The organism is Rhodobacter sp. SGA-6-6 (genome assembly GCF_011043545.1).
Lineage (GTDB): Bacteria > Pseudomonadota > Alphaproteobacteria > Rhodobacterales > Rhodobacteraceae > Pseudogemmobacter.
Genome location: NZ_JAAKGP010000011.1, coordinates 65,631 through 91,166 on the forward strand (window position 1 = coordinate 65,631; position 25,536 = coordinate 91,166).

Below are 25,536 nucleotides of genomic sequence, written 5' to 3' on the forward strand. Positions count from 1 at the left end.
GCCCATGACGGAGTGGCTGTCCCCCGACGAATGGCGCGCGGTCGCGCTTTCCCTGCGCGTCTCGGCGGTGGCGACGGCGGCCAGCCTGCCCTTCGGCGTGCTGGTCGCGCTGGCGCTGGCGCGGGGGCGGTTCCCGGGGCGGCAGCTGCTGAACGGGCTGGTGCACCTGCCCTTGATCCTGCCGCCGGTGGTGACGGGCTACCTGCTGCTGCTAACTTTCGGGCGCAAGGGCTGGGTCGGGCAATTTCTGGACCAGTGGTTCGGGATCGTCTTCGCCTTCCGCTGGACCGGCGCCGCGCTGGCCGCCGCCGTCATGGCCTTCCCGCTGATGGTCCGCGCCATCCGGCTGGCGATCGAGGCGGTGGACCCGAAGCTGGAGCAGGCGGCCGCCACCCTCGGCGCCTCGCGGCCGCTGGTGTTCCTGACGGTGACGCTGCCGCTGATCCTGCCGGGGATCGTGGCGGGGGCCATCCTCGCCTTCGCCAAGGCGATGGGGGAATTCGGCGCCACCATCACCTTCGTCTCCAACATCCCCGGCCAGACCCAGACCCTGCCCTCGGCGATCTACGCCTTCCTGCAGGTGCCGGGCGGCGACGCGCAGGCGGCGCGGCTGGCGCTGGTGGCCATCGTCATCGCCATGGCGGCGCTGCTGCTATCGGAATGGGTCAGCCGGGCGGTGGCGCGCAGGATCGCCGGAACATGACGCTTTCCGTATCCCTCTCGCACAGCTTCGGGGGCTTCCGGCTGGAGGCCGCCTTCGAGGCGCCGCCGGGGGTGACGGCGCTGTTCGGCCGTTCGGGCTCGGGCAAGACCACGGTGGTGAACGCGGTGGCAGGCCTCCTGCGCCCCCACCGCGGCCGGGTGGCGGTGCAGGGCGAGGTGCTGGCGGATACCGAAGCGGGCGTCTGGCTGCCGCCGCACCGCCGCCGGATCGGCTATGTCTTCCAGGACGCAAGGCTTTTCCCGCACCTGACCGTGCGGCAGAACCTGACCTACGGCCGCTGGCTGGCCGGGCTGCGCGACGGGGCCGAGATCGGCCGGATCGTCGAGATGCTGGGGATCGGCCCCCTGCTCTCGCGCCGCCCCGGCGCGCTGTCGGGGGGCGAGCGGCAGCGGGTGGCGCTCGGCCGTGCCATCCTGTCCGGGCCGCGGATGCTGCTGATGGACGAGCCGCTTGCGGCGCTGGACGATGCCCGCAAGGCCGAGATCCTGCCCTATCTGGAGCGGCTGCGCGACGAGGTCGGGCTGCCGATCCTTTACGTCAGCCATGCGCTGGCCGAGGTGGCGCGGCTGGCGACCACGGTGGTGCTGCTGGAGGCGGGCCGCGTGACCGCTGCCGGCCCGGTGGCCGAGGTGCTGTCCGACCCGGGCGCGGCGCAGGGCCTGGCCCCGCGCGAGGCCGGGGCGGTGCTTCTGGCGCGGATCGAGGCGCAGGAGGAGGACGGGCTGACCAGGCTCGCCACCGGCGCGGGTCCGGTCTGGCTGCCGCGGGTCGCCGGCGCGCCGGGCCGCGCCCTGCGGCTGCGCATCCTGGCGCAGGACGTGATGCTGGCGCTGGAGGTGCCGCAGGGCATCTCGGCGCTGAACCACCTGCCCGCGGTGGTGGAGGAGTTGCGGGAAGACGACGGCCCCTCGGCGCTGGTGCGGCTGCGGGCGGGGGAGGAGGCGCTGCTGGCCCGGATCACCCGCCGCTCGGCCCGGGCGATGGAGCTGCGGCCGGGGCTGCGGCTGCACGCCGTGCTGAAGGCGGTGTCGGTGGCGCAGGAGAATGCCGGGGGGTAGCCAGTCCGTCGCCTGGCCGGGCGGGATAAGGCGAGGCGCTGCCTCGCCCCCGCCCGTGCGCAGCGGATCAACCGGAGACGGCGCGGCACATAATCCCGGGAGGCCAGCGCCCGACCCGGCGGGCGAGAAGCGCCCGCCGAGGGCGGGGCGGGCGCTGGCCGGGCCTTTGGGGCCCTGCCGGACAAGGGGAAGCGTTGCGCTGTGGCGAAGGCGACGGCCTTCGCCAAGGGAGCGGGGACCGGGCAGAGCGGCGGGGTGAACCCCGCCCTACCCGGCAAGAGCGAATGCGGAGCGCCGTAGGGCGGGGTTCACCCCGCCACGCCCCCTACCCCTCCGCCAGCAGCCGCCGCACTTCCTGCCGCAGTTCCTTCAGCTCGAAGGGCTTGGTGATGAAGCCGTCGGCGCCGATCTCCACCCCGCGGCGGCGCTCTACCGAGGATCCGCGGGCGGTCATCATCAGGATCTTCACCCCGCGCAGCGCCGGGTCGCCGCGCACCTCGCGGCAGATGTCGTAGCCCGAGACGCCAGGCAGCATCACGTCCAGCACCACCAGGTCGGGCCGCATCGCCCGGATCTTCGGCAGCGCGGCATCGCCGTCGGCCACCCGGTCGTGGTCGTAGCCCTCGCGCGTCATCAGGAAATCCAGCGCCAGCGCGATGTTGTCCTCGTCCTCGACCACCAGGACCCGGCGGGGGCGGTCCGGCATCATCCTGCCCTCCGGCCCGCATCGGGCGGTAGACCGGAGCGCGCGGATCGCATATCGCTGGGGCAAAATCGCAAAGGGGAAATCATGTCGCTGTCACAGCTTGTCCTGGCCCAGCTGGAAGACCCGTTCCGCATCGCGCTGATCATCGGGCTTGTCGTCACCATGGTCCGCACGCGGGCGCAGACCGGAACCGTGGTTCCGCTGGCGGCGGGGGTGCTGTTCGTGGCGGTGATCATCCCGTCGACCCTCGGCACCCAGCGGGCCGAGCCGTTCTGGCTGCAGTTCGGCGCGGGGCTGATCTCGAATCTGGTCATTCTCGGCGTGGTGCTGGCGGCCTGGGAGGCGTTCCGCCGCCTTACCCGCCGCTAGGGGCGCGCGTGCCGGAGGTCTCCCCCCGGCACGGCATCGTCATGGACCGCCGTCACTGGTCGGCGAAGATGTCCTTCTTGTGGGTCCCGTTCGGCACGAACAGCGTGCCGATCACCACCGTCATCACCGCGACGACGATCGCATACCACAGGCCGGCGTAGATGTTGCCGGACTGGGCCGAGATCGCGAAGGCGGTCGCGGGCAGCAGGCCGCCGAACCAGCCGTTGCCGATGTGATAGGGCAGCGACAGGCCGGAGTAGCGGATGCGGGTCGGGTAGAGTTCGACCAGCATGGCCGCGATCGGGCCGTAGACCATCGTCACCAGGATGATCAGATAGGTCAGGATCAGCACGATGGTGATCTTCTGCGCGGAAAAGATGTCGAGGAAGTGGTTCGCCTTGGCGATGGTGGTGTTGTCCGCCGCGTTGATCGGATAGCCGGCCTCGGTCAGCGCCGCGTTCAGTTCGGCGTCGAAACGCTTCTTCTCGTCCGCGGCGTTCTCGGCCTTGCCGTCGTAGCCCTGGATCACCGTGTCGCCGACCTGCACCGTGGCGAGGGTGCCAGCAGCGGCGTCCACCGTATCGGAATTGGCCGAACGGCCGGTCAGCGCCGATTTCACGATGTCGCAGGAGGTGGTGAACTTCGCGGTGCCCACCGGGTTGAACTGGAACGAGCAGTCGGCCGGATCGGCGGTCACCGTGATCGCGGTCTCATGCGCATGGGCCAGCATCGGGTTGGCGGTCTTGGTCAGGAGGCCGAACACCGGGAAGTAGGTGATCGCCGCCAGCAGGCAGCCGCCGAGGATGATCGGCTTGCGGCCGATCTTGTCGGAGAGGCGGCCGAAGAAGATGAAGCCGTAGGTGCCCAGGATCAGCGACCAGGCCACGAAGACGTTGGCCGAGAAGCTGTCGATCTTGATCACGTTCTGCACGAAGAACAGCGCGTAGAACTGGCCGGAATACCACACCACGGCCTGACCGGCGGTGAGGCCGAGCAGCGCGATCAGGGCGATCTTGCCGTTGCGCCAGTTGCCGAAGGCCTCGCGCAGCGGCGCCTTGGACTGGGCGCCCTCTTCCTTCATCTTCTTGAAGGCGGGGGATTCGTTCATCTGCAGCCGGATATACAGCGAGACCAGCAGCAGCAGGATCGAGCCCAGGAACGGGATCCGCCAGCCCCAGGCCTGGAACGGCGTCCACATCTCGGGGGTGCCATCGGCCAGCATCTTCGGCAGGCCCTCGGCGTCCAGCGCCGGGGTCGGGTCGTAGGCGCCGTTGACGTAGCCCTGCACCACCAGGATCACGATCAGCGACAGCAGCAGGCCCAGCGTGGCGGTGGTCTGGATGAACGAGGTGAAATAGCCGCGCTGGTTCTGCGGCGCGTGCTCGGCCACATAGACCGCGGCGCCGCCGTATTCCCCGCCGAGCGCGAGGCCCTGCAGCATCCGCAGCGCGATCAGGATGATCGGCGCGGCCATGCCCCAGGAATAGTAGCTGGGCAGCATCCCGACGATGAAGGTCGACAGGCCCATGATCAGGATCGTCATCAGGAAGGTGTATTTCCGGCCGATCAGGTCGCCCAGCATCCCGAAGACCAGCGCGCCGAACGGGCGCACGATGAAGCCCGCCGCGAAGGCCAGAAGCGCGAAGACGCCGCGGGTGGCTTCGGGGTATGGCGTGAAGAAGTGCAGGCCGATGGTCGCGGCCAGCGAGCCGTAGAGGTAGAAGTCATACCATTCGAAGATCGTGCCCGCGGAAGAAGCAAGGATGACCTTCTTCTCCTCCCGGGTCATGGGACGCGAGCGGTCGCGCACGTCCGGCGTTGCATAGGCCATGGGTTTCCTCCTTGTTCGGCCCGCCCTTGCGGCGGCGCCTTCCCTATCGTTCCCGGCCCCGCCCGCCCCATCGGGCAGGCAAGACTCGATTGTCCCGGCGCAAGGCCCTTGCGCCGGTCGTCCCGTGGGTCTGCGCTTGCGCGCCCCCTTCCCTCCGGTCTTCCTGCCGCGCGCCCGGGGGGTTTCCTCCCTGCCCCGGATGCGGGCCTTCTCAGGCCGCCACCCGCCCCACGATCCCGGCCAGCGCGTCCTGCACCTCGGCGATGGGTCCCATCGCGTCGATGCGGGTCAAGACGCCCTTGCCGTCGTAATAGGCGATCAGCGGCGCCGTCTGGGCGTGATAGGCCTTCAGCCTTTCGCGCACCGTCTCGGCAGTGTCGTCGGCCCGGCGCTTCATCGCCGTGCCGCCGCATTTGTCGCAAGTGCCCGCCTGCGCGGGCTGCTTGAACTGGTCGTGGTAGCCTTCGCCGCAGGTGCCGCAGCTGTAGCGGCCCGAGACGCGGCCGACCATCGCCTCGTCGTCGACCTCAAGGCTGACGGCGGCGGTGATCCTCTGCCCGGCCGAGGCCAGCAGCGCGTCCAGCGCCGCGGCCTGGCCGTCGGTGCGGGGAAAGCCGTCGAGGATGACGCCGCGGGCGACATCCGGCTGCACCATCCGGTCCTTCAGGATCGCCAGCACGATCTCGTCGCTGACCAGTTGGCCGGCCTCCATCACCGCGCGGGCGGCGCGGCCGGCCTCGGTCCCGGCGGCGACGGCGGCGCGCAACAGGTCGCCGGTGGACAGCTGCACCAGGCCGAAGGCTTCCTCCAGCATCCGGGCCTGGGTGCCCTTGCCGGCCCCGGGGGGGCCGAGCAGGATCAGCACGGGGGCTTGCGACGCCATCCGCTCAGCCCCGGTTCATGCGGTTGTCGATCAGCTCGTCGACCACCGAGGGGTCGGCCAGCGTCGAGGTGTCGCCGAGCGCGCCGAAGTCGTTCTCGGCGATCTTGCGCAGGATGCGGCGCATGATCTTGCCCGAGCGGGTCTTGGGCAGGCCGGGCGCCCACTGGATCAGGTCGGGCTTGGCGATGGGGCCGATCTCGGTGCGGACCCAGGCCTCCAGCTCCTTGCGCAGCGCGTCCGAGGGCTCCACCCCCTTCATCAGGGTGACATAGGCATAGATGCCCTGGCCCTTGATGTCGTGCGGGTAGCCGACCACGGCGGCCTCGGCCACCTTCTCATGCGCCACCAGCGCGGATTCGACCTCGGCGGTGCCCATGCGGTGGCCGGAGACGTTGATCACGTCGTCCACCCGGCCGGTGATCCAGTAATAGCCGTCGGCATCGCGGCGGCAGCCGTCGCCGGTGAAGTAATAGCCCTTGTATTGCTGGAAATAGGTTTCCTGGAAGCGCAGGTGATCGCCCCAGACCGTGCGCATCTGGCCCGGCCAGCTGTCGGCGATGCAGAGGACGCCCTCGGTCTCGGTCTCTTCCATCACCGCGCCGGTGGCCGCGTCCAGCACCGCCGGCTTCACCCCGAAGAACGGCAGCGTGGCCGAGCCGGGCTTGGTCGGGATCGCGCCGGGAAGCGGGGTCAGCATGTGGCCGCCGGTCTCGGTCTGCCACCAGGTGTCGACGATGGGGCGGGCGCCCTTGCCGACATGGGTGTTATACCAGTTCCAGGCCTCGGGGTTGATCGGCTCGCCCACCGTTCCCAGCACCTTCAAGGACGACAGGTCGTGCTTCTCCACCCATTCCGCGCCGAGGCCGATCAGGCTGCGGATCGCGGTGGGGGCGGTGTAGAACTGGTTGACCTTGTGCTTCTCGCAGACCGCCCAGAACCGGCCGGCGTCCGGGTAGGTCGGCACGCCCTCGAACATCAGCGTGGTGGCGCCGTTCGCCAGCGGCCCGTAGATGATGTAGCTGTGGCCGGTGACCCAGCCCACGTCCGCGGTGCACCAGAACACGTCGCCGTCATGGTAGTCGAAGACGATCTGCTGGGTCATCGAGGCATAGACCAGATAGCCGCCGGAGGTATGCACCACCCCCTTCGGCTTGCCGGTGGAGCCGGAGGTATAAAGGATGAACAGCGGGTCCTCGGCCCCCATCTCGACATAGGGGCAATAGGGCTTGGCCCAGGCCATCTGCTGGCGCAGGTCGATGTCGCGGCCGTCCACCCAGGAGGTCTGGTCGCCGGTATGCTTGACCACCAGGCATTTCACCCGGTCCGAGCAGTGCAGCAGCGCCTTGTCGGCATTGTCCTTCAGCGGGGTCTTCTTGCCGCCGCGGGGGGCGAAGTCGGCGGTGATCAGCACCTTGGCCTCGGAATCGTTGATCCGGTTGGCCAGGGCGTCGGGCGAGAAGCCGGCAAAGACGATGGAATGGATGGCGCCGATCCGGGCGCAGGCCAGCATGGCATAGGCGGCCTCGGGGATCATCGGCAGGTAGATCACCACCCGGTCGCCGCGGCCGACGCCCAGCGACTTCAGCACGTTCGCCATGCGCGAGGTCTCTTCCAGCAGCTTGGCGTAGGTGATGTGCTGCGCCTCGGCCTTGGGATCGTCCGGCTCCCAGATGATGGCGGTCTGGTTGGCGCGCCCGATCATGTGGCGGTCGATGCAGTTGGCGCTGACGTTCAGCGTGCCGTCCTCGAACCACTTGATGTCGACGTTGGGGAAATCGAAATTGGTGTTCTTCACCTTGGTGAAGGGCTTGATCCAGTCGATGCGCTGGCCGTGCTCGGCCCAAAAGGCGTTCGGATCGGCGATGGAGGCGGCGTAGAGGCTGGCGTAATGCCCGGCATCGACATGGGTCCTGGCCACGAAATCCGCAGGCGCGGCATACATGCCCTTGACGTCCGGTTGCATCGTCATCGCTCTCTCCCTCTTTGACCACGGGCCGGCAGGCCCGCCCCAGGCGCCCCGACACCAGGGGGCACATCCCTCGCGCAGCACTTTAACGCGGCGTCAATTTTTTGATAACCCCTTTTATCGCAAACATAATTCTGTAAATTTATTTTCGGGACCGGCCGAAATCATGTCAATCCAATTTACAGCGTTCACATTTTCGTTGGAATTCCAAGCGCCTGCCGGACCGGCAGGCCGCGCCCGCCTCCGGCGCGGAAAAAGGCAGGCGGCAAACCGTTCCGCCGCCCTTCCGCGCGACGTCCGCCCGCGGGGACTCGCGCCGGACGGGCGCGAATCGCCGGCGGGGCCGTCAGCCCTTGGCGACGGCGATCAGTTCGACGATGGATTTCAGCCCCAGCTTCTCCAGGATGCGGGCGCGGTGATGGTCCACCGTGCGCGGACTGATCCCCAGGTAGAGCGCGATCTCCTTGCTTGAGGTCTCGGCCGGCCGTTCGACGATGCGTTCGACGATCTCCATCTCGCGGGCGGTCAGCCGGTCGAACAGCGCGCGGCGGCGCTGGCCGTCCTGCCGGGCTGTCTCCTGCCCGCGGGCGAGGTCCAGCGCCGCCTCGATGCGCTGGATCAGCGCCGCCTGGCGGAAGGGCTTTTCCAGGAAGTCCAGCGCCCCGCCCTTGATCGCCTGCACCGATTCCGGCACCCCGCCGTGGCCGGTGATGAAGATCACCGGCAGGGTCGCGCCCATGGCATTCAGCCGGGCCTGCAACTCCAGCCCGTTCATCCCGGGCATCCCGTAGTCCAGCACCAAGCAGCCGCGGCGCTCCTCGCTCCAGGCCGCAAGGAAGGAGGCGGCCGAGGCGTGGGCCTCCACCCGGTATCCGCGCTTGGCGAGGGCCCGCGACAGGGAAAGCCGGATCGCCTCGTCGTCGTCGACCAGAAACACCGTCAGCTGGTTCTGGGTCATCACCCCCCCGCACCCATACTCCACCCGGCCAGTCTAGGCGCTCCGCGCGCAGCCGCAATGGGGGCCGGCGGGGGGATTGGGGCGAGGAGGGTCCAAGACCTTGGACCGGGCGGGAAAAGGCGAGGCCCTGCCTTGCCCCCGCCCGTGCGCGACGGTTGCACCCGGAGACGGTGGGGGCACCAGACCCCGAGGGGCCAGCGCCCGACCCGGCGGGCGAGAAGAGCCTGGCCCAAGGGCGGGGCGGGCGCTGGCCGGGCCTTGGGGGCCCGGCCGGGACAAGGGGAAGCGTTGCGCTGTGGCGAAGGCGATGGCCTTCGCCAAGGAGGCCGGGAAGGTCGCGTCGGAAGCCGGGCCCTCCTCAACCCATCCGCGCCAGCGGCACGGTGAAGCTGAAACAGGCGCCGCGGCCGCGGGCGCCGTCGTGGCGGATGCTGCCGCCGTTGGCCTCGATCATCGACTTGCAGATCGACAGGCCAAGCCCCATGCCGCCGCGCTTGGTCGTTTCGAACGGCATGAAGGCGGCGATCTCCGGGTCGAGGCCCGGGCCGGTATCCTCGACCGAGACGGTGACGCAGCCTTCGCCCGCCTCTGCCCGCAGCCGCGCCCGGCGCTCGTTGTCGCGGTCGGCGGCCATCGCCTCGATGGCGTTGCGCAGCAGGTTGACCACCACCTGCGCCACCTGCACCCGGTTGGCCAGCACCAGCGGCAGGTCCGGCTCCAGCCGCTGCTCGATGGTCACCCCGGCCTCGGCCGCCTCGGCATGGACGAGGTGCAGCGTCTCGTCCAGCAGCTCGCCGATGTCGAAGGCCACCTTCGCCCCCTCGTCCTTGCGGATGAAGCTGCGCAGCGCGTGGATGATCTCGCCCGCCCGCAGCGACTGGCGCTCGATCTCCTGCAAGATCTCGCGCAGCTCGGCGTCCGGCGCGGGCTGCTGGTCCAGCACCAGCAGCGCGGTGTCGGCGTTCTGGGCGATGGCGGTCAGCGGCTGGTTCAGCTCGTGCGCCAGGCCCGAGGCCATCTGGCCCATGGTGTTGCCGCGCGCCAGATGCGACAGGTCGCGGTTCAGCTGGTCGATGCGGCTTTCCTTCTCCTTGCTGGCGGTGATGTCGTCGATGGTGACCATCACATGCAGCGCCCGGCCGGCGCTGTCGCTGATCAGGTTGCCGCTGACCGAGACCCAGATCAGCCCCCCGTCCTTGCGCAAGAGCCGCACCTCGCGGTTGACCGCGAAGTCGCGCCTGCCGTCCGCCTCCACCGGCCAGGCGACCGGGTGGTCGGGGCTGGCGAGGTCGGCCATGGCCATGCCCGCCAGATCCTCGGCGCTGTAGCCGGTGATCTGGCAGAAGCGCGGGTTGACCCGCAGGAATGCCCCGCAATGCGAGGCCAGCTGCGCCATGCCCAGCGAGGACAGCTCGAAGGTGCGGCCGTATTCGTGCTCGGCCTCGCGCCGCGCCGCGATCTGCTGCATCAGCGCATCGTTGGCGCGCTCCAGCTCGCGGTAGGTGCGGGGCGTGGGCTCCGCCGGGTCGATCTCGCCCTGCGAGATCAGCGCCGAGCGGACGGCGAAGGCGCGCACCGGCTTGTGGATCCAGTTCGCCAGAACCAGGCCGGCGACGCCCGTCAGCGCCGCCACCAGCGCGGCGATCCAGATGTTCTCGGCGCGGTTGCGCTTGATCACGCCGGTGAAGTCGTCCTCGGGGGCGTAGACGGCGATGGTCCAGGGCAGTTTCTCGCTGCCCATCGGCATCACCGTCGCCACATAGCGGGCGCCGCGGTAGGTGAACTGGGTCGGCGTCTCCTCGGCCACCCGCACCTCGCCGTCCTTCATCAGGCCGCCGAAGGCGTCGCGGGCGATCGGGTCGTCGAATTCGCGGATATCGGCGAAGCGCAGGGTGCCGTCGTCGTTGCTGGCCTTCAGCAGCTCCAGCTGCGGGTGGGCGATCACGTCGCCGTTGCGGTGGATGATCAGCGCCCGGCCGGTCTCGCCGATGTTCAGCCGGGCGAGGAAGTCGGAGATGCGGCTGATCTCGATGTCCACCCCGATCACCCCGCGGATGCCGGCGCCGTCGGAATCCAGCACCGGCGCGGCGAGGGTGATGCCGGGCTGCTGCGAGGTGAAGAAGATGTAGGGATCGGTCCAGATCGTCGCCCGCCCTTCGCTGGCCCTGGCATACCAGGGGCGGGTGCGGGGGTCGTAGCTGTCCTCGGGCGTCTCTTCCCGCTTCACCGCCCGGAAGTCGGCGGTGCGCCAGAACAGCTCCACCTTCCGGGCGCCGTCCGCGTGGGTGATGATCTTCGACCGGAAGGGGGCGGGGCCGTCGGGCATCCGCATCACCATGACGAAATCGCCGCCGGCGCTGCCGTAATAGACCCCGGCGAATTGCGGCGAGATCAGCAGCTGCTGGAACAGAAGCTGTTCCAGCAGCCGCGGGTCGTCGCTGGCGATGACCCGGTTCTGCGCCAGCCGCGCGGCCAGTTCCGCCGCACCCTCGGCCGGGCGGAGGAAGCCGCGGGCATGTTCGATGGTGTTGGTGCCGACATCGCTGAGCAGGTCGCGCGCATGGCGGATCAGCGCCTGTTCCGAGGTGACGTAGGAGGAGAAGACCACCACCAGCACGGCCAGGAACTGCAGCCCGGCCAGGCAGACCGCCAGAAGGAGGCCAAGCGATTTCTTCACCAGCGGCTCCACATCCCCTTCGTCCGCCTGCCGCGGACGCCGTCGATCTCTAGGCCGGATCGGCGGTTGCCGCAACTCGTCCTCGGGCGGGGGCGAGGCACTGCCTCGCCCCCGCCCGTGCGCAGCGGTTGCACCCGGAGACGCTGGCAGCCCTGAACCCGGAGAGACCAGCGTCCGCCCGGGCGGGCGTGAAGCGCCCGCCGAGGGGCGGGCGGGCGCTGGCCGGGCCTTTGGGGCCCGGCCGGGATGGTTGAACCGTTGCGCCGTGGCGAAGGCACACGCCTTCGCCATTTTGGCCGGGGAACGGCAAGGGCGAACCCATCCCCCGACATAGGCAGATTTGCCTAGGCAGAGACGCGGATTTACCGCGATTGACTGTCGTGTCAGACAATATCCCGTGTATTACGGGGTGTGCCCCGGGCGTCTTCCGGTCCCCCAGAGCCGGATCGCGTCCGGGTCGAGTGTGTTCGGTAACGAGTGATGCGCGCCTCGCGCGCCCGACTGGCCCGGGGCCCCAGTCCCGGCCAGTCGGCGGATTTCCGGGGCGGGAGGCACCGTCCCCAGCCCCCGCCGCCGGAAAACGCCGCCTCTTCCCGCCTTTCCCCAAGGTAAGGCATTCCACCCCGGGATGCAGGGAGAAGCTGTTCAAGCCCCCTTCTTTGTGGCAGATTGTCGCCAGCCAAGAAGCCAGACCAAAAGGCGCAACAGGACAGTGCAAAGGAGCATGGGAAAATGGGTTTCAAGGAAGCGATAGACAGCGTTCTCAAGAAGAATTACGCCAATTTCCAGGGCCGCGCGGCGCGGTCCGAATACTGGTTCTTCGCCCTCTTCGTCTTCATCGTCGCCGGCATCCTTTCGGCGCTGATGTTCGCCACGGTGGATTTCAACACCGGGCAGATTTCGGGCCTCGGCTATGTCATCATCGCCATTCTGGCGGTCTTCTATCTGGCGATCCTGATCCCCTCGATCGCTGTCGCGGTGCGCCGCCTGCACGACCGCAACATGTCGGGCTGGTGGTATCTGGGCTTCATCGTGCTCAGCGCGATCCCCTTCGTCGGCATCGTCGCCTCCATCGCCATGCTGGTGATCTTTTGCCTGAAGGGCACCGACGGCGACAACCGCTTCGGACCGGACCCGCTGCGCCCCTCGGCGCGGGCCGACATCTTCGCCTGACCCGCAGGCGGCAGCAGACGAGGCAAGGCCCGGCCCCGCGCCGGGCCTTGCATTTCCGGCAGGGTTTGCCCGACTTGCAACCGCTTGCGGGGCGCGGCTACAACCTTCCGGTGTTCCGCGGACAGGGTGGCAGGGTGCAGCAGGATTTCCGGTTCAGCGCAGGGCGGCGCCCTGTCCGGGCGGCGCGCCTTGCCGCCGCGCTGGCCCTGCTGACCGGCCCGCTGTCCGCCCAGACCGCGGTGATCGAGGAGACCGCCCCCCCGCCCCGCGGCGCCCGCTCCGAAGAGGTGGCCCGCGCGCTGGCGCTGGACGGCACCGAGACCGGCATGACCTACATCACCCGGATGACCGGCGACCTGGCCGAGGGCCGGACCGAGGTGATGCAGCCCGAGAAAAGGCCCGAGGACCGCGCGCCGCTGCCGCGGAACGGCTCGGTCTCCACCGTGATGGTGGTGCTGCTGCTGGTCGGCGGGCTGCTCTTGTGGCTGCGCTTCGGCGGGGCCGGGATGCTGATGTCGCGCGCGCCGCAGGCGCAGCGCAAGCCGGTCGCCGCGCCCGAGGCCTGGAACATCTCGGCCGCCGACCAGACCGACGACCCGCGCCGCCTGCTGGAGCAGATCGCCGCCATGCCCGACCGGGCCGCGGCGCTGGTGCGGCTTCTGCGCCATTGCCTGCTGGCGGCGGCGGGCGAGACCGACACCCGCCTCGCCCGCGCCGATACCGAGCGCACCGCCTTCCGCCGCCTGCCGCAGGGCTGGCGGGCGCTGGACCCGCTGCGCGACATCCTGACCCGGGCGGAACTGGCGCATTACGGCGGCCGCCCGGTGGCCGAGGCCGAGTTCGCCGCCACGCTGGAGCTTGGCCGCGGCATCCTGCTGAAAGGGCCGCGCCATGCGTAATGCCCTGCCGATGATCCTGGTCGGCGTGCTGGTGCTGGCCGGCCTTGCCGGTCTCCTTTTCCTCGGCGGCGGGCGCGAGGACCGGCGGCTGGACGCCTCGGTCATCGGCATCGACGGGCTGGCGACCTGGCTGAAGGCCGAGGGGCTGGCGGTCGAACGCTCCAACCCGCGCTTCCGGCCGGCCTGGTCGCAGCTGGCCTTCCGGGTGCTGCCGCTCTACGACACCGACCTCTACGCCGATCCGCCCGAGGCGAAGACCCCGCGCGACGCCTATTACGCCACCACCCTGCGCAACATCGAGGCATGGAACCTGCAGGGGCGGCTCTACGACATGCCGGCGCTGGTGATCCTGCCGAAATGGGTGGCGGGCACGGTGACCTCGGCCATGGCGCATGACAGCGCGCTGATCCCGCTGGAGGAGGCCGGACGCCTGCCCGGGCAGATCGGCAACTGGTCGCTGCTGCTGATCCGGCCCGAGCAGGGCTTCGTCACCGAGGAGGTGGGACAGGACCGGGTGGCGCTGTTCCACCCGCAGCTGTTCGACCCGGCCGCGCTGCCCGGGCAATGCAGCGCGGTGGTGGGGCTGGAGCGGGGCATCCTGGTCGCCAGCTGCGCCTTCGACGAGGACGACCGCTATCCGCTCTACCTGCTGTCCGACCCCGACCTGATGAACAACCACGGGCTGGCGCTGGCCGACAATGCCGCCGTCGCCGCCTGGCTGTTCCGGGCGCTGGCGCCCGCCGCCGCCACCGGGGCCGAGGAGGCGCCGCGGATCTACATCGACACCGAAGCCGAGAACATGGTCGACTACTACAACTACGACGAGCAGCGGCAGGACTACGACCGCTCGGCCACGGATTTCGCCCGTTTCTTCGCCCCGCCGCTGACCGGCCTCTGGGCGGTGCTGGCGATCCTCTTGGGCCTTGCGCTCTGGCGCGGGGCGCGGCGGTTCGGGCCGGCGCAGGCGGATGCCGCCGACACGCCGGAGCAGTCGAAGCTGGCCGCCATCGCCACCAATGCCCGGCTCCTGCGCATCGCCGGCCACGACGCGCGGATGGCGGCCGATCTGGTGCAGGCCAACCTCTCCGATCTGGCGCAGACCACCTTCGGCCGCGCCGTGGGGGCCGGGCCGCAGGGCATCGCCCGGCTGTTCGCCCACCTGTCCCGCCGCGATCCCGCCCGCACCGCCGAGCTGCAGGCGGTGGCGCAGCGCCTGACCGATACGACCCACCCGCTTTCCCCGGCCGAGCTGCACCGCCAGCTCGACGCCTTCCGCCGTCTTCTGGAGACCCTGACCCATGGCAAATGACGCCCCCTCCCCCGCCGACGCGCCGCAGATGACGCTTTCCGCCTTCCGCGCGCTGGCCGAGGCGCTGCGGGCCGAGGTGCGCAAGGTCATCCAGGGCCAGGATGCCCTGATCGAGATGCTGCTGGTCTCGGTCTTCGCCCGCGGCCATTGCCTGCTGGAAGGCCCGCCCGGCACCGCGAAGACCCTGCTGGCGCAGACGCTGTCGCAGGTGACCTCGCTGCATTTCGGCCGGGTGCAGTTCACCCCCGACCTGATGCCCGGCGATGTGCTGGGGGTGAACCTGTTCAACTTCCAGACCGGCGAATTCCGCCTGACCCGCGGTCCGGTCTTCACCGACATCCTGCTGGCGGACGAGATCAACCGCGCGCCGCCGAAGACGCAATCGGCCCTCCTCCAGGCGATGAACGAGCGCGAGGTCACCATCGACGGCGTGACCCACCCGCTGGGCGAGGAGTTCTTCGTCATCGCCACCCAGAACCCGATCGAGCAGCACGGCACCTATCCGCTGCCCGAGGCGCAGCTGGACCGCTTCCTGTTCAAGCTGCTGGTCGATTTCCCCGACCGGGATGCCGAGATTTCCATCCTCGCCAAGGGCACCCGCGGCCCGGCCGGGGTGATGAAGGCGGGCCTGCAGCCGGTGATGGACCGCCACGCCTTACGCGACGGCCATGCGCTGGTCGATGCGATCCGGCTGGAGGACAGCATCCTGCGCTACATCGTCGATCTGGTCCGCGCCACGCGGACGGACGGCGAGGTGCTGCACGGCGCCTCCACCCGCGCCGCCGCGGCGCTGGCGGGCGCGGTGCGGGCCAGGGCGGCGCTGGACGGGCGCGACTACGCCCTGCCCGACGATGTGCAGAGCCTGTTCGTCCCCGCCATGCGCCACCGCATCGTCCTCGGCCCCACCGCCGAGATCGAGGGGCGGACGGCGGACGAGGTGCTGACCGCCATCCTCAACCGGCAGGACGCGCCGCGCTGATGCGTCCCTCGCGGCTCATGCTGGCGGCGCTCGGGGCGCTTGCGGCGCTGTCGGTGGCGCTGGTGGTCTGGCGGCCCGAGGACCCCGGCCTGCTGGCCTGGCCCTGGGCGGCGCTGCTCTTGGCCGCCGTCGTCGACCTGGCGCTGACCGTCCCCGCCCGCGGCATCGCGCCCGAGGCCGACCTGCCGCCGCGCGGCTTCGCCGGGCATCGGGCCATGCTGGACCTGACGCTGCGCGGCCGCCGCCTGCCGCCGAAGCTGTGGGTCCGGCTGACCCACGATCCGGGGCTGGAACCGGCCGAGACCGCCGCGACCGAGCTGCCGAAAGGCGCGACCGAGGCCGCCCTGCGCCTGCCGCTGGCACTACGCGACCGCGGGATGCAGGCGGTGACGCGGCTCCGGCTGATGTATCCCTCGCGCCTCGGCCTGTTCGACATCCTGCCGGGCTGGCCGCTGGACCTGAAGATCCAGGTCCTGCCCGACATCTCGCCGGTGCTGTCCGGCGCGATCCAGGCGCAGATGCTGCCGCTTCTGGAAGGCGCGCGGGTGATGAACCTGAAGGGCGAGGGGTCCGAGTTCCACCAGCTGCGCGACTTCGCCCCCGGCATGGACCCGCGGTCCATCGACTGGAAACGCTCGGCCCGGGTCAACGACCTGGTGGCGCGCGAGACGCGGGTGGAACGGAACCACCAGATCATCCTCTGCCTCGACACCGGCCACCTGATGGCCGAGCGGCTGGCCGGGCTGACCCGGCTGGACCACGCCATCCATGCCGCCCTTGCGCTCTGCTGGGCCAGCGGGCTGGCCGGCGACAACGTCGGTTTCTACAGCTTCGGCGCCCGGCCCCGGCCGCTGATCCCGCCCCGCCCCGGCCGCGCCGCCTTCGGCCCGATCCAGTCCGCCTGCGCCGAACTGATGCCGGACGAGGCCGAGACCAACCATACCCTCGGCCTGTCGGTCCTGAACGGCAAGCTGAAGCGGCGGTCGCTGGTGGTGGTGTTCTCGGATTTCGTCGACAGCACCTCGGCGGAACTGCTGGTGGAGAACCTCGCGGTGATGCAGCGCCAGCATGTCGTGCTTTACGTCGCCCTGCGCGATCCGGACCTGCAGGGGCTGATCCGCCCCGCCACCTCGGGCATGGACGACGTGGCGCAGGCCATCGCCGCCGCCCGCATCCTGCAGGAGCGGCAGGCGGTGCTGGACCGGCTGGCGCGCTTGGGCATCCTCTGCCTCGACGCCGCGCCGGGACAGCTGACCGCGGCCCTCATCTCGCGCTATATCGAGATCAAGGCGAAGGAGATGATATGAACGCCCCTGCTGCCCCCGCCGAACGGATCCGCTCCGCCCGCTTCCGCGCCGAGCGCGAGGCCGGCTGGAAGCGGCTGGACGATCTGGTCCGCCGGGCCGAGAAGCGGGGCGCGAAGTCGCTGGGCTACGAGGAGGCGCTGGAACTGGCCGGCCTTTACCGGCAGGCGATGAACGCGCTGTCGGTGGCGCGGGCGATCTCGATGGACAAGGCGCTGCTGACCTATCTCGACGCGCTTTGCGCCCGGGCCTATCTGGTGGTCTACGCCCCGCAGGAAAGCCTCGGCGGCCTCTTCACCCGGCTGATGACGCGGGGCATCCCGCAGGCGGTGCGGCGGTCTGGCTGGCCCTTGCTGATCGGCTTCCTCGCCATGGCGCTCGGCGGGTTGCTCGGCGCGGTGCTCTACGACCTCGACCGCAGCTGGTTCTACACCTTCGTCCCCGGCAGCCTGGCCGACGGCCGCACGCCGGAGGCCAGCGCGGAATACCTGCGCTCCACCCTCTTCGACGGCGGCGGCGGGCATGACGAGCTGTCCACCTTCGCCACCTTCCTGTTCTCGCACAACACCCAGGTGGCGATCCTGACCTTCTCGCTGGGCGTGTTCTTCACCCTGCCCAGCTTCCTTTTGACCTTCTACAACGGCCTGCTGCTCGGCGCCTTCTGGCGGATGTTCGACGAGAAGGGCCTCGGCTACGACCTGACCGGCTGGCTGTCGATCCATGGCGTCACCGAACTGGCGGCGATCTGCATCGCCTGCGCCGGCGGCGCGCAGCTCGGCCTCGCCATGCTCTTGCCCGGCGACCTGACCCGGCGCGAGGCGCTGCGCCGGCGCGGCCGCGACGCGGTGAAGCTGATGCTGCTGGCGGCGCTGATGCTGGTCGCCGCGGCGGTGCTGGAGGGCTTCTTCCGCCAGACCGTGACCTCGACCGAGACGCGGCTGGCGATCGGCTGGGGCATCGGCGCCCTCTGGGCCGCCTGGCTGCTGCTGGCGGGCCGCGACCGCGCCCCGCAGGGGGCGCCGGCATGAAGACCTATACCGCCACCGGCGTGCCGCTGTGGGAGGCGAAGAACCTGATCCGCCACACCCCGCCGGAAAGCGTGCCGATCACCTTCCGCCTGTCCTCCATCGGCGCCCGCTTCGGCGCGCAGCTGCTGGACCTGACCTTCACCTATGGCGGGGTGTTCCTGCTGATCATCCTCGTCGCCTGGGCCGGCATCTTCTCGTGGAACGGACTGATCACCTTCTACGCGCTGATCACCTTCTTCATGCGGGTGCCCTATTACATCCTGTCCGAGATGGTCTGGAACGGCCGCACCCTGGGCAAGCGCATCCTCGGCATCCGCGTCATCAGCCTGGACGGCCGCCGGCTGACCCCGCACCAGATCACCGCCCGCAACCTGATGAAGGAGGTGGAGGTCTTCCTGCCGATGGGCACCCTGATGGGCGGCGCCGGCCTGGGCTGGGTGCTGGGGCTGATCCTGGCGGCATGGATGCTGGCCACGGTGCTGGTGCCGGTCTTCAACCGCAAGAAGCAGCGCCTCGGCGACATGGTGGCGGGCACCATCGTGGTGGACAACCCCAAGCCCCAGCTGCTGCCCGACCTGTCGGTCCAGGCCGCCGCCATGGGCTACGAGTTCCGGACCGAACACCTGGCCATCTACGGCCGCTACGAGTTGCAGATGCTGGAATCGATCCTGCGCGCGCCGCCGAAGACGCCCGAGGCGCGCAAGCATGTCTCCGAGGTCGCCCAGACCATCCGCCGCCGCATCGGCTATGACGAGAAGCTGCCGGAACACCGCGAATGGGATTTCCTGATGGAATTCTACCGCCAGCAGCGCGAGTTCCTGGAAAGCCGCAACCTGTTCGGCGACACCCGCGAGGACAAGTTCCACACCGCAAAAGGGCCGGACAAGCGGCGCTGAACGGGCCCCTTGCATATCCTGATACAAATAGTCAGAATAAGACGGAGAAACGTCCGTCCCCCAACGCCCCCCGATCCATGTCAGGCGCGCCGGACCAGACCCCGAGGAAAGGTTGCCTGACATGCGGGCCAGCGCCGAATTCCGGCCGAGAATGCAATCGCGCACCCACGCGCTGCGGACGCTGGCGCCCTTGGCGTGGCGCCGGCTGGGCGGCGCCATCGCCGATGTCTGGCGCGTCCACGGCGAGGCGGGCGGCGGCGGCTTCTACATCGCCCCCGACCCGCGGATGGTGATCTTCCTTGACGAGGCCCCGCCGCCGATGGCGTTGCGGCTGGCCGAGACCGCGCCGGAACAGCGCGGCGTGCAGGCCCTGTTCATCCCCGCCGGCGTGCCGCTGTGGAGCCGGATGGTCGAGGGCCGCGACATGACCCATCTGGATTTCCACCTCGACGCCACGGCGCTTCAGCGGCGGCTGGCGGCCGGCGGCGTCCGCGCCGACCTCGGCCGCCCCCGCCTCTTCGCCGCCAGCCCCGGCCTGCTGACGCTGGCCCGGCTGGCCGCGGCCGAGGTCGCCACCCCGCGGCGGGGCGAGATGATGCTGGACGGGCTGCTGGCGGCGATGCTGGGCGAGGTCTTCGCCGCCCCGCCGGACGAGACGCCGACGACCGGCGGCCTCGCCCCCTGGCAGATGGCGGCGGTCGAACGTCACCTGCGCGCCAACCTGACCCGCCATGTCTGCGTGGCGGAACTGGCGCAGGCGGCCGGCCTGTCGGAAAGCTGGTTCTCCCATTGCTTCCGGCAGGAGACCGGCGAGACCCCGCAGCGCTGGCAGGCCCGGCTGCGGCTGGAGGCGGCGCGGGCGATGATCGAAGACCCCGCCCTGCCGCTGGCCGAGATCGCCCATGCCACCGGCTTCGCCGACCAGGCCCACCTGTCGCGCGCCTTCCGGGCCGCCCACGGGATGCCGCCCTCGGCCTGGCGGCGGGCGGGAATCCCGGGGCCGGAGACAAATCCCCAGAGGCTGGTTCAAGACCTGCGCTGAATTCTTCAGTTAAACGCTCGGGAATTATTGTCCCGGGACCCGACCATGCCGCACATGACCAGACCCCTTCTCCTCGGCGCCAGCCTGACCGCGCTTCTCGCCACCGGCGCGCTGGCGCAGGAGGGCGACAGCCGCACCACCTTCCTCGGCATCATCACGCTGGAAGGCACCGAGAACCCGACCGCGCCGCTGGAAGGCCCGGTCGCCGAGGCCGCCGCGACGACGAAGACCGGCACGCCCATCGTCGAGCCCCCGGCCTCGGTCTCGGTGGTGCCGCTGGCGCAGATCGAGGCGCAGGGCTCCACCAACCTGGCCGAGGCACTGACCTATTCCGCCGGCATCATCGCCGAGAACTACGGCAACGACCCCCGCTTCGACAGCCTCTACCTGCGCGGCTTCAACCTGGAGAACGACAAGTTCCTGGACGGGTTGCAGTTCATCCGCTCGACCCAGCCCCCGACCAGTTCGCCCGCCTTCGAGCTTTACGGCATCGAACGGGTCGAGGTGCTGCGCGGCCCCGCTTCGGTGCTTTACGGCGCGGGCTCTCCCGCCGGTCTGGTGAACATGGTGCAGAAGCGCGCCCAGGCCGACGGCGATTTCACCGAACTGGGCTTCGGCTTCGACAGCAACGGATCGTGGTCGGTCTACGGCGACGCCAACCGCGCGGTCGACGACCGCTTCGCCTATCGCATCGTCGGCAAGGTCGGGAACGCCAAGGGCGATGTCGACAGCATCGACAACGAACGCGCCTATCTCGGCCTCTCCGCCAGCTATGCGCTGAGCGACAGCACCGAGCTTGTCTTCATCGCCAGCCGCCACGACGATGCGCCGATCTCGCCCACCGGGGTGCCGAACGGCTTCATCGGCGTCTACGACCTGGACGACCTGCGCGACTTCGACTTCGCCGACGAGGACTTCAACACCTCGGATCGCAGGATGACGACGCTGTCCTTCGGGCTGACGCATGAATTCGACAACGGCTGGAAGCTGAGCGGGACCTTCCTCTACACCGACTTCGTCTGGGACTACGAGAACATCTACATCAGCGGCAATACCGGGTCGGAGGTCCAGCGGGGCGTCATCACCCAGCATGACGACTTCGACAGCATCGCCTTCGACCTGCGCCTGGCGGGCGAGGCCACGACCGGCACCGTGGAGCACAAGCTGACCTTCGGGCTGGACGCCCGGAAGTTCTCGGAAACGGCCTCGACCGTGTTTTCGGATGTCGATCCCATCGACTATTCCGCCCCGGTCCACGGCGGCCTTGTCATCGGCGCCCAGACCTATCGCGCGGACAAGAAGGTCGATGCGCAGCAATACGGCATCTACGCGCTGGACGAGATGAGCTGGGGCAACTGGCGCGCAGCGCTCGGCCTGCGCCACGACTGGACCAAGCAGACCGGTGGCAACACCGTTGCGGGAACCGTGACCAGCTTCGACCGCAAGGATCAGGCCACCACCGGCCACGCCTCGCTGGGATACGACGTCGGCAACGGCATCCATGCCTATCTCGCCTATGCCACCTCGTTCCTGCCGCTGTCTGGTCCCGACGCTCTCGGCAATCCCTTCAAGCCCACCGAAGGCGAACAGTGGGAACTGGGGGTGAAATACGAGCCGGCGGGCTTCGACGGCCTCTTCACCGCTGCCCTCTACGATCTGACCGAGACCAACCGCACCACTTGGGTCGGGCCGGCCTGGAACGACTATCTCCAGCTGGGCAAGGCCAACATCCGCGGGCTGGAGCTGGAAGGCGTGGCCGATCTGGGCAACGGCTGGACGGTGAAGGGGGCCTATACCTTCGCCGAAAGCAGGATCAGCGGCGACAACGACGGCAACGAACTGGCGAACACGCCGCGCCACGCCGCCAGCCTCTGGCTTGCCCATGAATTCCAGGCCGGCGCGCTGCAGGGCTTGACGCTGTCGGGCGGCCTGCGCCACATCGGCAAGCGCTGGTCCTCGGATGCCAACACCCAGGAGCTGGAAGCGGTGACGCTGCTCGACCTCGGCGCGGCCTACGCATGGGACAACGGGATGGAACTGCGGGTGAACCTGAACAACGTCACCGACGAGGCCTATGTCTCCTCGATCGGCTACTTGTCCAGCTACATCGGCGACGGCCGCAACCTCCAGGCGAACCTCTCTTACAAATGGTGACGCGGCGCGCCCTTCTTGCCGCCATGGCGGCGGGTTGGGCACGGCCCGTGCTCGGGGCCGGCGCGCCCCGGATCGCCGCCATCGACTGGGCCATGGCCGAAACCGCCATGGCCCTCGGCCATCCGCCGCAGGCGCTGGCCGAGCTGGTCGCCTTCCGCCGGGTCGCGCCGCTTCCGCCGCCCGGAAGCACCGCCGACCTCGGCCTGCGCGGGGCGCCGAACCTCGAGGCGCTCAGCCTCTCCGCCCCCGGGCTGATCCTCTCCTCCAGCTACTACGCCTTCGCCGAGCCGCAGCTTGCCCGCATCGCCCCGGTGTTCAGCCGCGCGCTCTATGTCCCCGGCGAGCCGCCGCTGCCGAAGGTGACCGAGCTGCTGGCCGAGCTGGCGGCCGCGCTCGGCATTCCCGAGGCCGCCGCCCCGGTGCTGGCCTCCGCCGAGGCGGAGTTCGCCGCGCTGGCCGGCCGGGTGCAGGACCGCCGCCCCTGCCTGCTCTTGGAGATCGGCGACGCCCGCCATGTCCGCATCTTCGGCCACGACAGCCTCTACGGCGGCGCGCTCGAAAAGCTGGGGCTGGAGAACCCCTGGGCCGAGGGCACCCGCTTCGCCTTCTACGCCCCCGTCCCCATCGAGCGGCTGGCCGCCTTCCCCGAGGCAAGGCTGATCCTGATCGGCGAAGTCCCCCCGCAGGCGCAGCGCGCGCTGGACCGCGGCGCGCTGTGGAACGGCCTGCTGCCGGTGCGCCGCGGCAACGTCCGCCGCCTGCCCGGGATCAACGCCTTCGGCGGCCTGCCCTCCGCCCTGCGCTTCGCGCGCGAACTGGTCGCGGCGCTGGAGACGACATGAGACCGATCCTTGCCGCCGCCCTGCTGGCGCTTGCCCTCTGGGCCTTCGCCGCGCTGACCGCCCTGCCCTTCGCCGCCTGGCCGGCCCTGCCCTGGCGCGCCGAAGGGATGGAGACCGGGCAGATTCTGCTGGCCTTCGGGCTGATGCCGCGGGGGGCGGTGGCGCTGCTGGCGGGGGCCTGCCTCGGCCTCGCCGGGGCGCTGATGCAGGCGGTGCTGCGCAACCCGCTGGCCGACCCGACCACGCTGGGCACCGCCTCCGGCGCGCAGCTGGCGCTGGTGGCGGCCACCATCTTCGCCCCCGGCTGGCTTGCGGGCGGGGCGCTGCCGGTGGCGCTGGCCGGGGCGGCGGCGGTCACCCTGCCGGTGCTGGCGCTCGGCGCGCGCAGGGGCTTCGCCCCGGTCACCGTCACCATCGCCGGGATGCTGGCCGGGATGCTGTGCTCCGCCGTCGCCACCGCGCTGACGCTGGCGCAGGGGCATTACCTCTTGTCGCTGGTGATCTGGAACGGCGGGTCCCTGACCCAACAGGACTGGAGCGGTGCCGCGCATCTGGCGCTGGCGCTGGCGGCGGGGCTGGCGCTGGCCGCCCTGCTGGCCCGGCCGCTGATGGTGCTGTCGCTGGGGACGGAGGGCGCGCGCGGCCTCGGTCTCGGCCTTGCGCCCTTGCGGATGGGGACGCTGCTGCTGGCGGTCTGCCTGTCGGCGCTGGTCTCGGCCGAGGTCGGGCTGGTCGGCTTCGTCGGCCTCGCCGCCCCCGCCATCGCCCGCAGCCTCGGCGCGCGGACGATGCGGCAGCGGCTGCTGCTCGCCCCGCTGGCGGGGGCGCTGCTGCTGTCGCTGGCCGATGGCGCGCTGCTGGCCATTGCGGCGATGGAAGGCCCCTCGCTGCCCACCGGGGCGCTGACCGGGCTGATCGGCGGGCCGCTGCTCTTGTGGCTGCTGCCCCGGATGACCACCCATGTGCCGCAGCGGGCCGAGGCCGGCGACGGCCTGGCCCGCCGTGCCCGCCGCCCGGCGCGGGTTCTGGCGGTGCTGGCGGCGCTGGTGCTGGCCCTCTCCGCCCTCACCCTGTTCGGCGGGCGGGGGCCGGAGGGCTGGGGCTGGATCGCCCCCGAGCTGCGCGAGACCTTCCTGCCGCTGCGCGCCACCGCGATCCTCGCCGCCCTCTCTGCCGGCGCGCTGCTGGCCGGATCGGGCGCGCTGCTGCAACGGCTGACCGCCAACCCGATGGCCGCGCCCGAGGTCCTTGGCGTCACCGGCGGCGCGGCGCTCGGCTATGCCGCGGCGGTGTTCCTGTTCCCCGCCCCCGGCCCGCTGGAGCTGGCGCTCTGCACCGCCGCCGGAGGCGCTTTGGCGCTGGCGGCGCTGTCCGCCCATGCCCTGCGCGCCGACCTCGCCCCGGCGCGGCTGCTGCTGGCCGGCCTCGCCATCGGCGCGCTGGCCTCGGCCGTGCTCGGCGCGATCATGGCCTCAGACGACCGCCGGGCCTGGGTGATCCTCGGCTGGCTGGCGGGCAGCGCCACCAACGTCACCCCCGCCGGTGCCGCCGCGCTTGCCGCGCTGGCGCTGGCGCTGCTGGCCGCCCTGCTGGCCGCCGCGCGGTGGCTGGAGATCCTGCCGCTCGGCCCCGCCACCGCCCGCGCGCTCGGCCTGCCGATGGCGCAGGCGCGGCTGGCGCTGATCCTGCTCGCCGGTCTCGCCACCGGCGCGGCCACGCTGCTGGTCGGCCCGGTCAGCTTCGTCGGGCTGATGGCGCCGCAGATCGCCCGCAGCCTGGGCCTGACCCGCGCCCTGCCCTTCGTCGCCGGCACCTGGCTGATCGGCGCGCTCCTCATGGTGCTGGCCGCCTTCGGTGCCCGCACCGCGACCTTCCCCTACGACCTGCCGCTCGGCCTCGTCGCCACGCTGGTCGGCGCGCCCTGGCTGTTCCTGACCCTGATGAAGAGAACCGCAGCATGACGCTTTTCACCCTGAACGGCGTGACCCTGACCGTGCCGGGCCGCCGCCTGATCGACGGGCTGACGCTGGAGATCGCCGAGGGCGCGGTCACCGCGCTGGTCGGCCGCAACGGCTCCAGCAAGTCCACCCTGCTGAAGCTGATCGCCGGCCAGCTGCGCCCCGACAGCGGCAGCATCGCCCACGCCGGCCGGCCGCTGCAGGACTGGACGCCGCGCGAGCTTGCCCGCTCCATCGCCTATCTGCCGCAGGTCACCCCGCCGGCCGAGGGGATGCGGCTGGCCGAGCTGGTCGCGCTCGGCCGCTACCCCTGGCGCGGCGCGCTCGGCCGGTTCCGGCCCGAGGACCATGCCGCCGTCGAGATCGCGCTGGACCGCTGCGGGCTGCGCCCCTTCGCCGAAAGGCTGGTCGACACCCTCTCGGGCGGGGAACGCCAGCGCGGATGGATCGCGATGATGCTGGCGCAGGGGGCGCGGACGCTGCTGCTGGACGAGCCCACATCGGCGCTGGACGTGGCGCATCAGGTCGAGGTGCTGGGGCTGGTGCAGCAGATGTGCCGCCAGACCGGCCTGTCCGCGGTGATCGTGCTGCATGACGTGAACATGGCCGCGCGCTTCTGCGACCGGGTGGTGGCGCTGGACAACGGCCGTCTGGTGCTGCAAGGCCCGATGGCCGCGCTGATGACGCCCGAGGCGCTGGCCCGTGTCTATGGCCTGCCGATGCAGGTTGCGGCACAAGGAGGCAAGGCGGGCACACGGCTTTACGCCCTGCCCGAATAGC

21 protein-coding genes are annotated in these 25,536 nt (G+C 70.6%); 15 read left to right on the top strand and 6 right to left on the bottom strand.

Annotated features, from left to right (window positions below):
* Positions 1-4: 4 nt before the first annotated feature.
* Together modB and modC are read left to right on the top strand one after the other, a co-directional pair.
* Positions 5-703, top strand: a complete 699-nt coding sequence (gene modB / locus G5B31_RS16755) for a molybdate ABC transporter permease subunit (protein WP_165019354.1) — start codon at positions 5-7, stop codon at positions 701-703.
* Complete coding sequence (gene modC / locus G5B31_RS16760; RefSeq protein WP_165019355.1) at positions 700-1,782, top strand: molybdenum ABC transporter ATP-binding protein; 1,083 nt, start codon at positions 700-702, stop codon at positions 1,780-1,782. Before modB ends, modC begins: the two co-directional genes overlap by 4 nt.
* A gap of 325 nt (positions 1,783-2,107) precedes the next feature.
* Here modC and G5B31_RS16765 read toward each other — a convergent pair whose 3' ends face one another.
* Entirely contained in the window at positions 2,108-2,491 is a 384-nt protein-coding gene (locus tag G5B31_RS16765) for a response regulator transcription factor (protein ID WP_394352139.1), read from the bottom strand.
* A gap of 81 nt (positions 2,492-2,572) precedes the next feature.
* Between G5B31_RS16765 and G5B31_RS16770 the strand changes: the two genes are divergently transcribed.
* Positions 2,573-2,857, top strand: a complete 285-nt coding sequence (locus tag G5B31_RS16770; RefSeq protein WP_165019356.1) for a hypothetical protein — start codon at positions 2,573-2,575, stop codon at positions 2,855-2,857.
* A 52-nt stretch (positions 2,858-2,909) separates the two neighbouring features.
* Here the strand turns inward: G5B31_RS16770 and G5B31_RS16775 are convergent, their stop codons facing one another.
* From G5B31_RS16775 to G5B31_RS16795, 5 genes are all read right to left on the bottom strand, one after another.
* Positions 2,910-4,688 carry an MFS transporter gene (locus G5B31_RS16775; RefSeq protein ID WP_205911992.1) on the bottom strand — a complete coding sequence of 593 codons (1,779 nt, stop codon included), beginning with the start codon at positions 4,686-4,688 and terminating at the stop codon, positions 2,910-2,912.
* Between the two features lie 211 nt (positions 4,689-4,899).
* Complete coding sequence (locus G5B31_RS16780) at positions 4,900-5,571, bottom strand: adenylate kinase (RefSeq protein WP_165019357.1); 672 nt, start codon at positions 5,569-5,571, stop codon at positions 4,900-4,902.
* A gap of 4 nt (positions 5,572-5,575) precedes the next feature.
* On the bottom strand, positions 5,576-7,513 hold the full coding sequence (gene acs / locus G5B31_RS16785; RefSeq protein ID WP_240904469.1) for an acetate--CoA ligase: 1,938 nt from the start codon (positions 7,511-7,513) through the stop codon (positions 5,576-5,578).
* Between the two features lie 370 nt (positions 7,514-7,883).
* Positions 7,884-8,495, bottom strand: coding sequence for a response regulator transcription factor (locus G5B31_RS16790; RefSeq protein ID WP_165019358.1), 612 nt, complete (start codon positions 8,493-8,495; stop codon positions 7,884-7,886).
* 358 nt (positions 8,496-8,853) lie between these two features.
* Positions 8,854-11,172 carry a cache domain-containing protein gene (locus G5B31_RS16795; protein ID WP_165019359.1) on the bottom strand — a complete coding sequence of 773 codons (2,319 nt, stop codon included), beginning with the start codon at positions 11,170-11,172 and terminating at the stop codon, positions 8,854-8,856.
* A gap of 732 nt (positions 11,173-11,904) precedes the next feature.
* Here G5B31_RS16795 and G5B31_RS16800 point away from each other — a divergent pair.
* The 12 genes from G5B31_RS16800 (at position 11,905) to G5B31_RS16855 (ending at position 25,535) form a co-directional block, all read left to right on the top strand.
* Positions 11,905-12,345 (top strand): DUF805 domain-containing protein, encoded by a 441-nt coding sequence (locus tag G5B31_RS16800; RefSeq protein ID WP_165019360.1) that lies wholly within the window; start codon positions 11,905-11,907, stop codon positions 12,343-12,345.
* 134 nt (positions 12,346-12,479) lie between these two features.
* Positions 12,480-13,244, top strand: coding sequence for a hypothetical protein (locus G5B31_RS16805; protein WP_165019361.1), 765 nt, complete (start codon positions 12,480-12,482; stop codon positions 13,242-13,244).
* Positions 13,237-14,553 (top strand): hypothetical protein, encoded by a 1,317-nt coding sequence (locus G5B31_RS16810; RefSeq protein ID WP_165019362.1) that lies wholly within the window; start codon positions 13,237-13,239, stop codon positions 14,551-14,553. Before G5B31_RS16805 ends, G5B31_RS16810 begins: the two co-directional genes overlap by 8 nt.
* Complete coding sequence (locus G5B31_RS16815; RefSeq protein ID WP_240904467.1) at positions 14,543-15,532, top strand: MoxR family ATPase; 990 nt, start codon at positions 14,543-14,545, stop codon at positions 15,530-15,532. The genes G5B31_RS16810 and G5B31_RS16815 overlap by 11 nt, the downstream gene beginning before the upstream one ends.
* Positions 15,532-16,839, top strand: coding sequence for a DUF58 domain-containing protein (locus tag G5B31_RS16820; protein ID WP_165019363.1), 1,308 nt, complete (start codon positions 15,532-15,534; stop codon positions 16,837-16,839). Before G5B31_RS16815 ends, G5B31_RS16820 begins: the two co-directional genes overlap by 1 nt.
* Positions 16,836-17,864, top strand: a complete 1,029-nt coding sequence (locus tag G5B31_RS16825; protein WP_165019364.1) for a stage II sporulation protein M — start codon at positions 16,836-16,838, stop codon at positions 17,862-17,864. The genes G5B31_RS16820 and G5B31_RS16825 overlap by 4 nt, the downstream gene beginning before the upstream one ends.
* The gene (locus G5B31_RS16830; protein WP_165019365.1) at positions 17,861-18,760 is read left to right on the top strand and encodes an RDD family protein; all 900 of its coding nucleotides are present in this window, start codon (positions 17,861-17,863) and stop codon (positions 18,758-18,760) included. The genes G5B31_RS16825 and G5B31_RS16830 overlap by 4 nt, the downstream gene beginning before the upstream one ends.
* A 121-nt stretch (positions 18,761-18,881) precedes the next feature.
* Complete coding sequence (locus tag G5B31_RS16835) at positions 18,882-19,802, top strand: helix-turn-helix domain-containing protein (RefSeq protein WP_165019366.1); 921 nt, start codon at positions 18,882-18,884, stop codon at positions 19,800-19,802.
* Positions 19,803-19,856: 54 nt separating this feature from the next.
* Positions 19,857-21,956: a TonB-dependent siderophore receptor gene (locus tag G5B31_RS16840; RefSeq protein WP_165019367.1), complete on the top strand. Its 2,100-nt coding sequence runs from the start codon at positions 19,857-19,859 to the stop codon at positions 21,954-21,956.
* Complete coding sequence (locus tag G5B31_RS16845) at positions 21,950-22,798, top strand: ABC transporter substrate-binding protein (RefSeq protein ID WP_165019368.1); 849 nt, start codon at positions 21,950-21,952, stop codon at positions 22,796-22,798. The genes G5B31_RS16840 and G5B31_RS16845 overlap by 7 nt, the downstream gene beginning before the upstream one ends.
* Positions 22,795-24,759: a Fe(3+)-hydroxamate ABC transporter permease FhuB gene (gene fhuB / locus G5B31_RS16850; RefSeq protein ID WP_165019369.1), complete on the top strand. Its 1,965-nt coding sequence runs from the start codon at positions 22,795-22,797 to the stop codon at positions 24,757-24,759. Before G5B31_RS16845 ends, fhuB begins: the two co-directional genes overlap by 4 nt.
* Positions 24,756-25,535 (top strand): ABC transporter ATP-binding protein, encoded by a 780-nt coding sequence (locus G5B31_RS16855; RefSeq protein ID WP_165019370.1) that lies wholly within the window; start codon positions 24,756-24,758, stop codon positions 25,533-25,535. The genes fhuB and G5B31_RS16855 overlap by 4 nt, the downstream gene beginning before the upstream one ends.
* The last annotated feature ends 1 nt before the right edge of the window (position 25,536 follow it).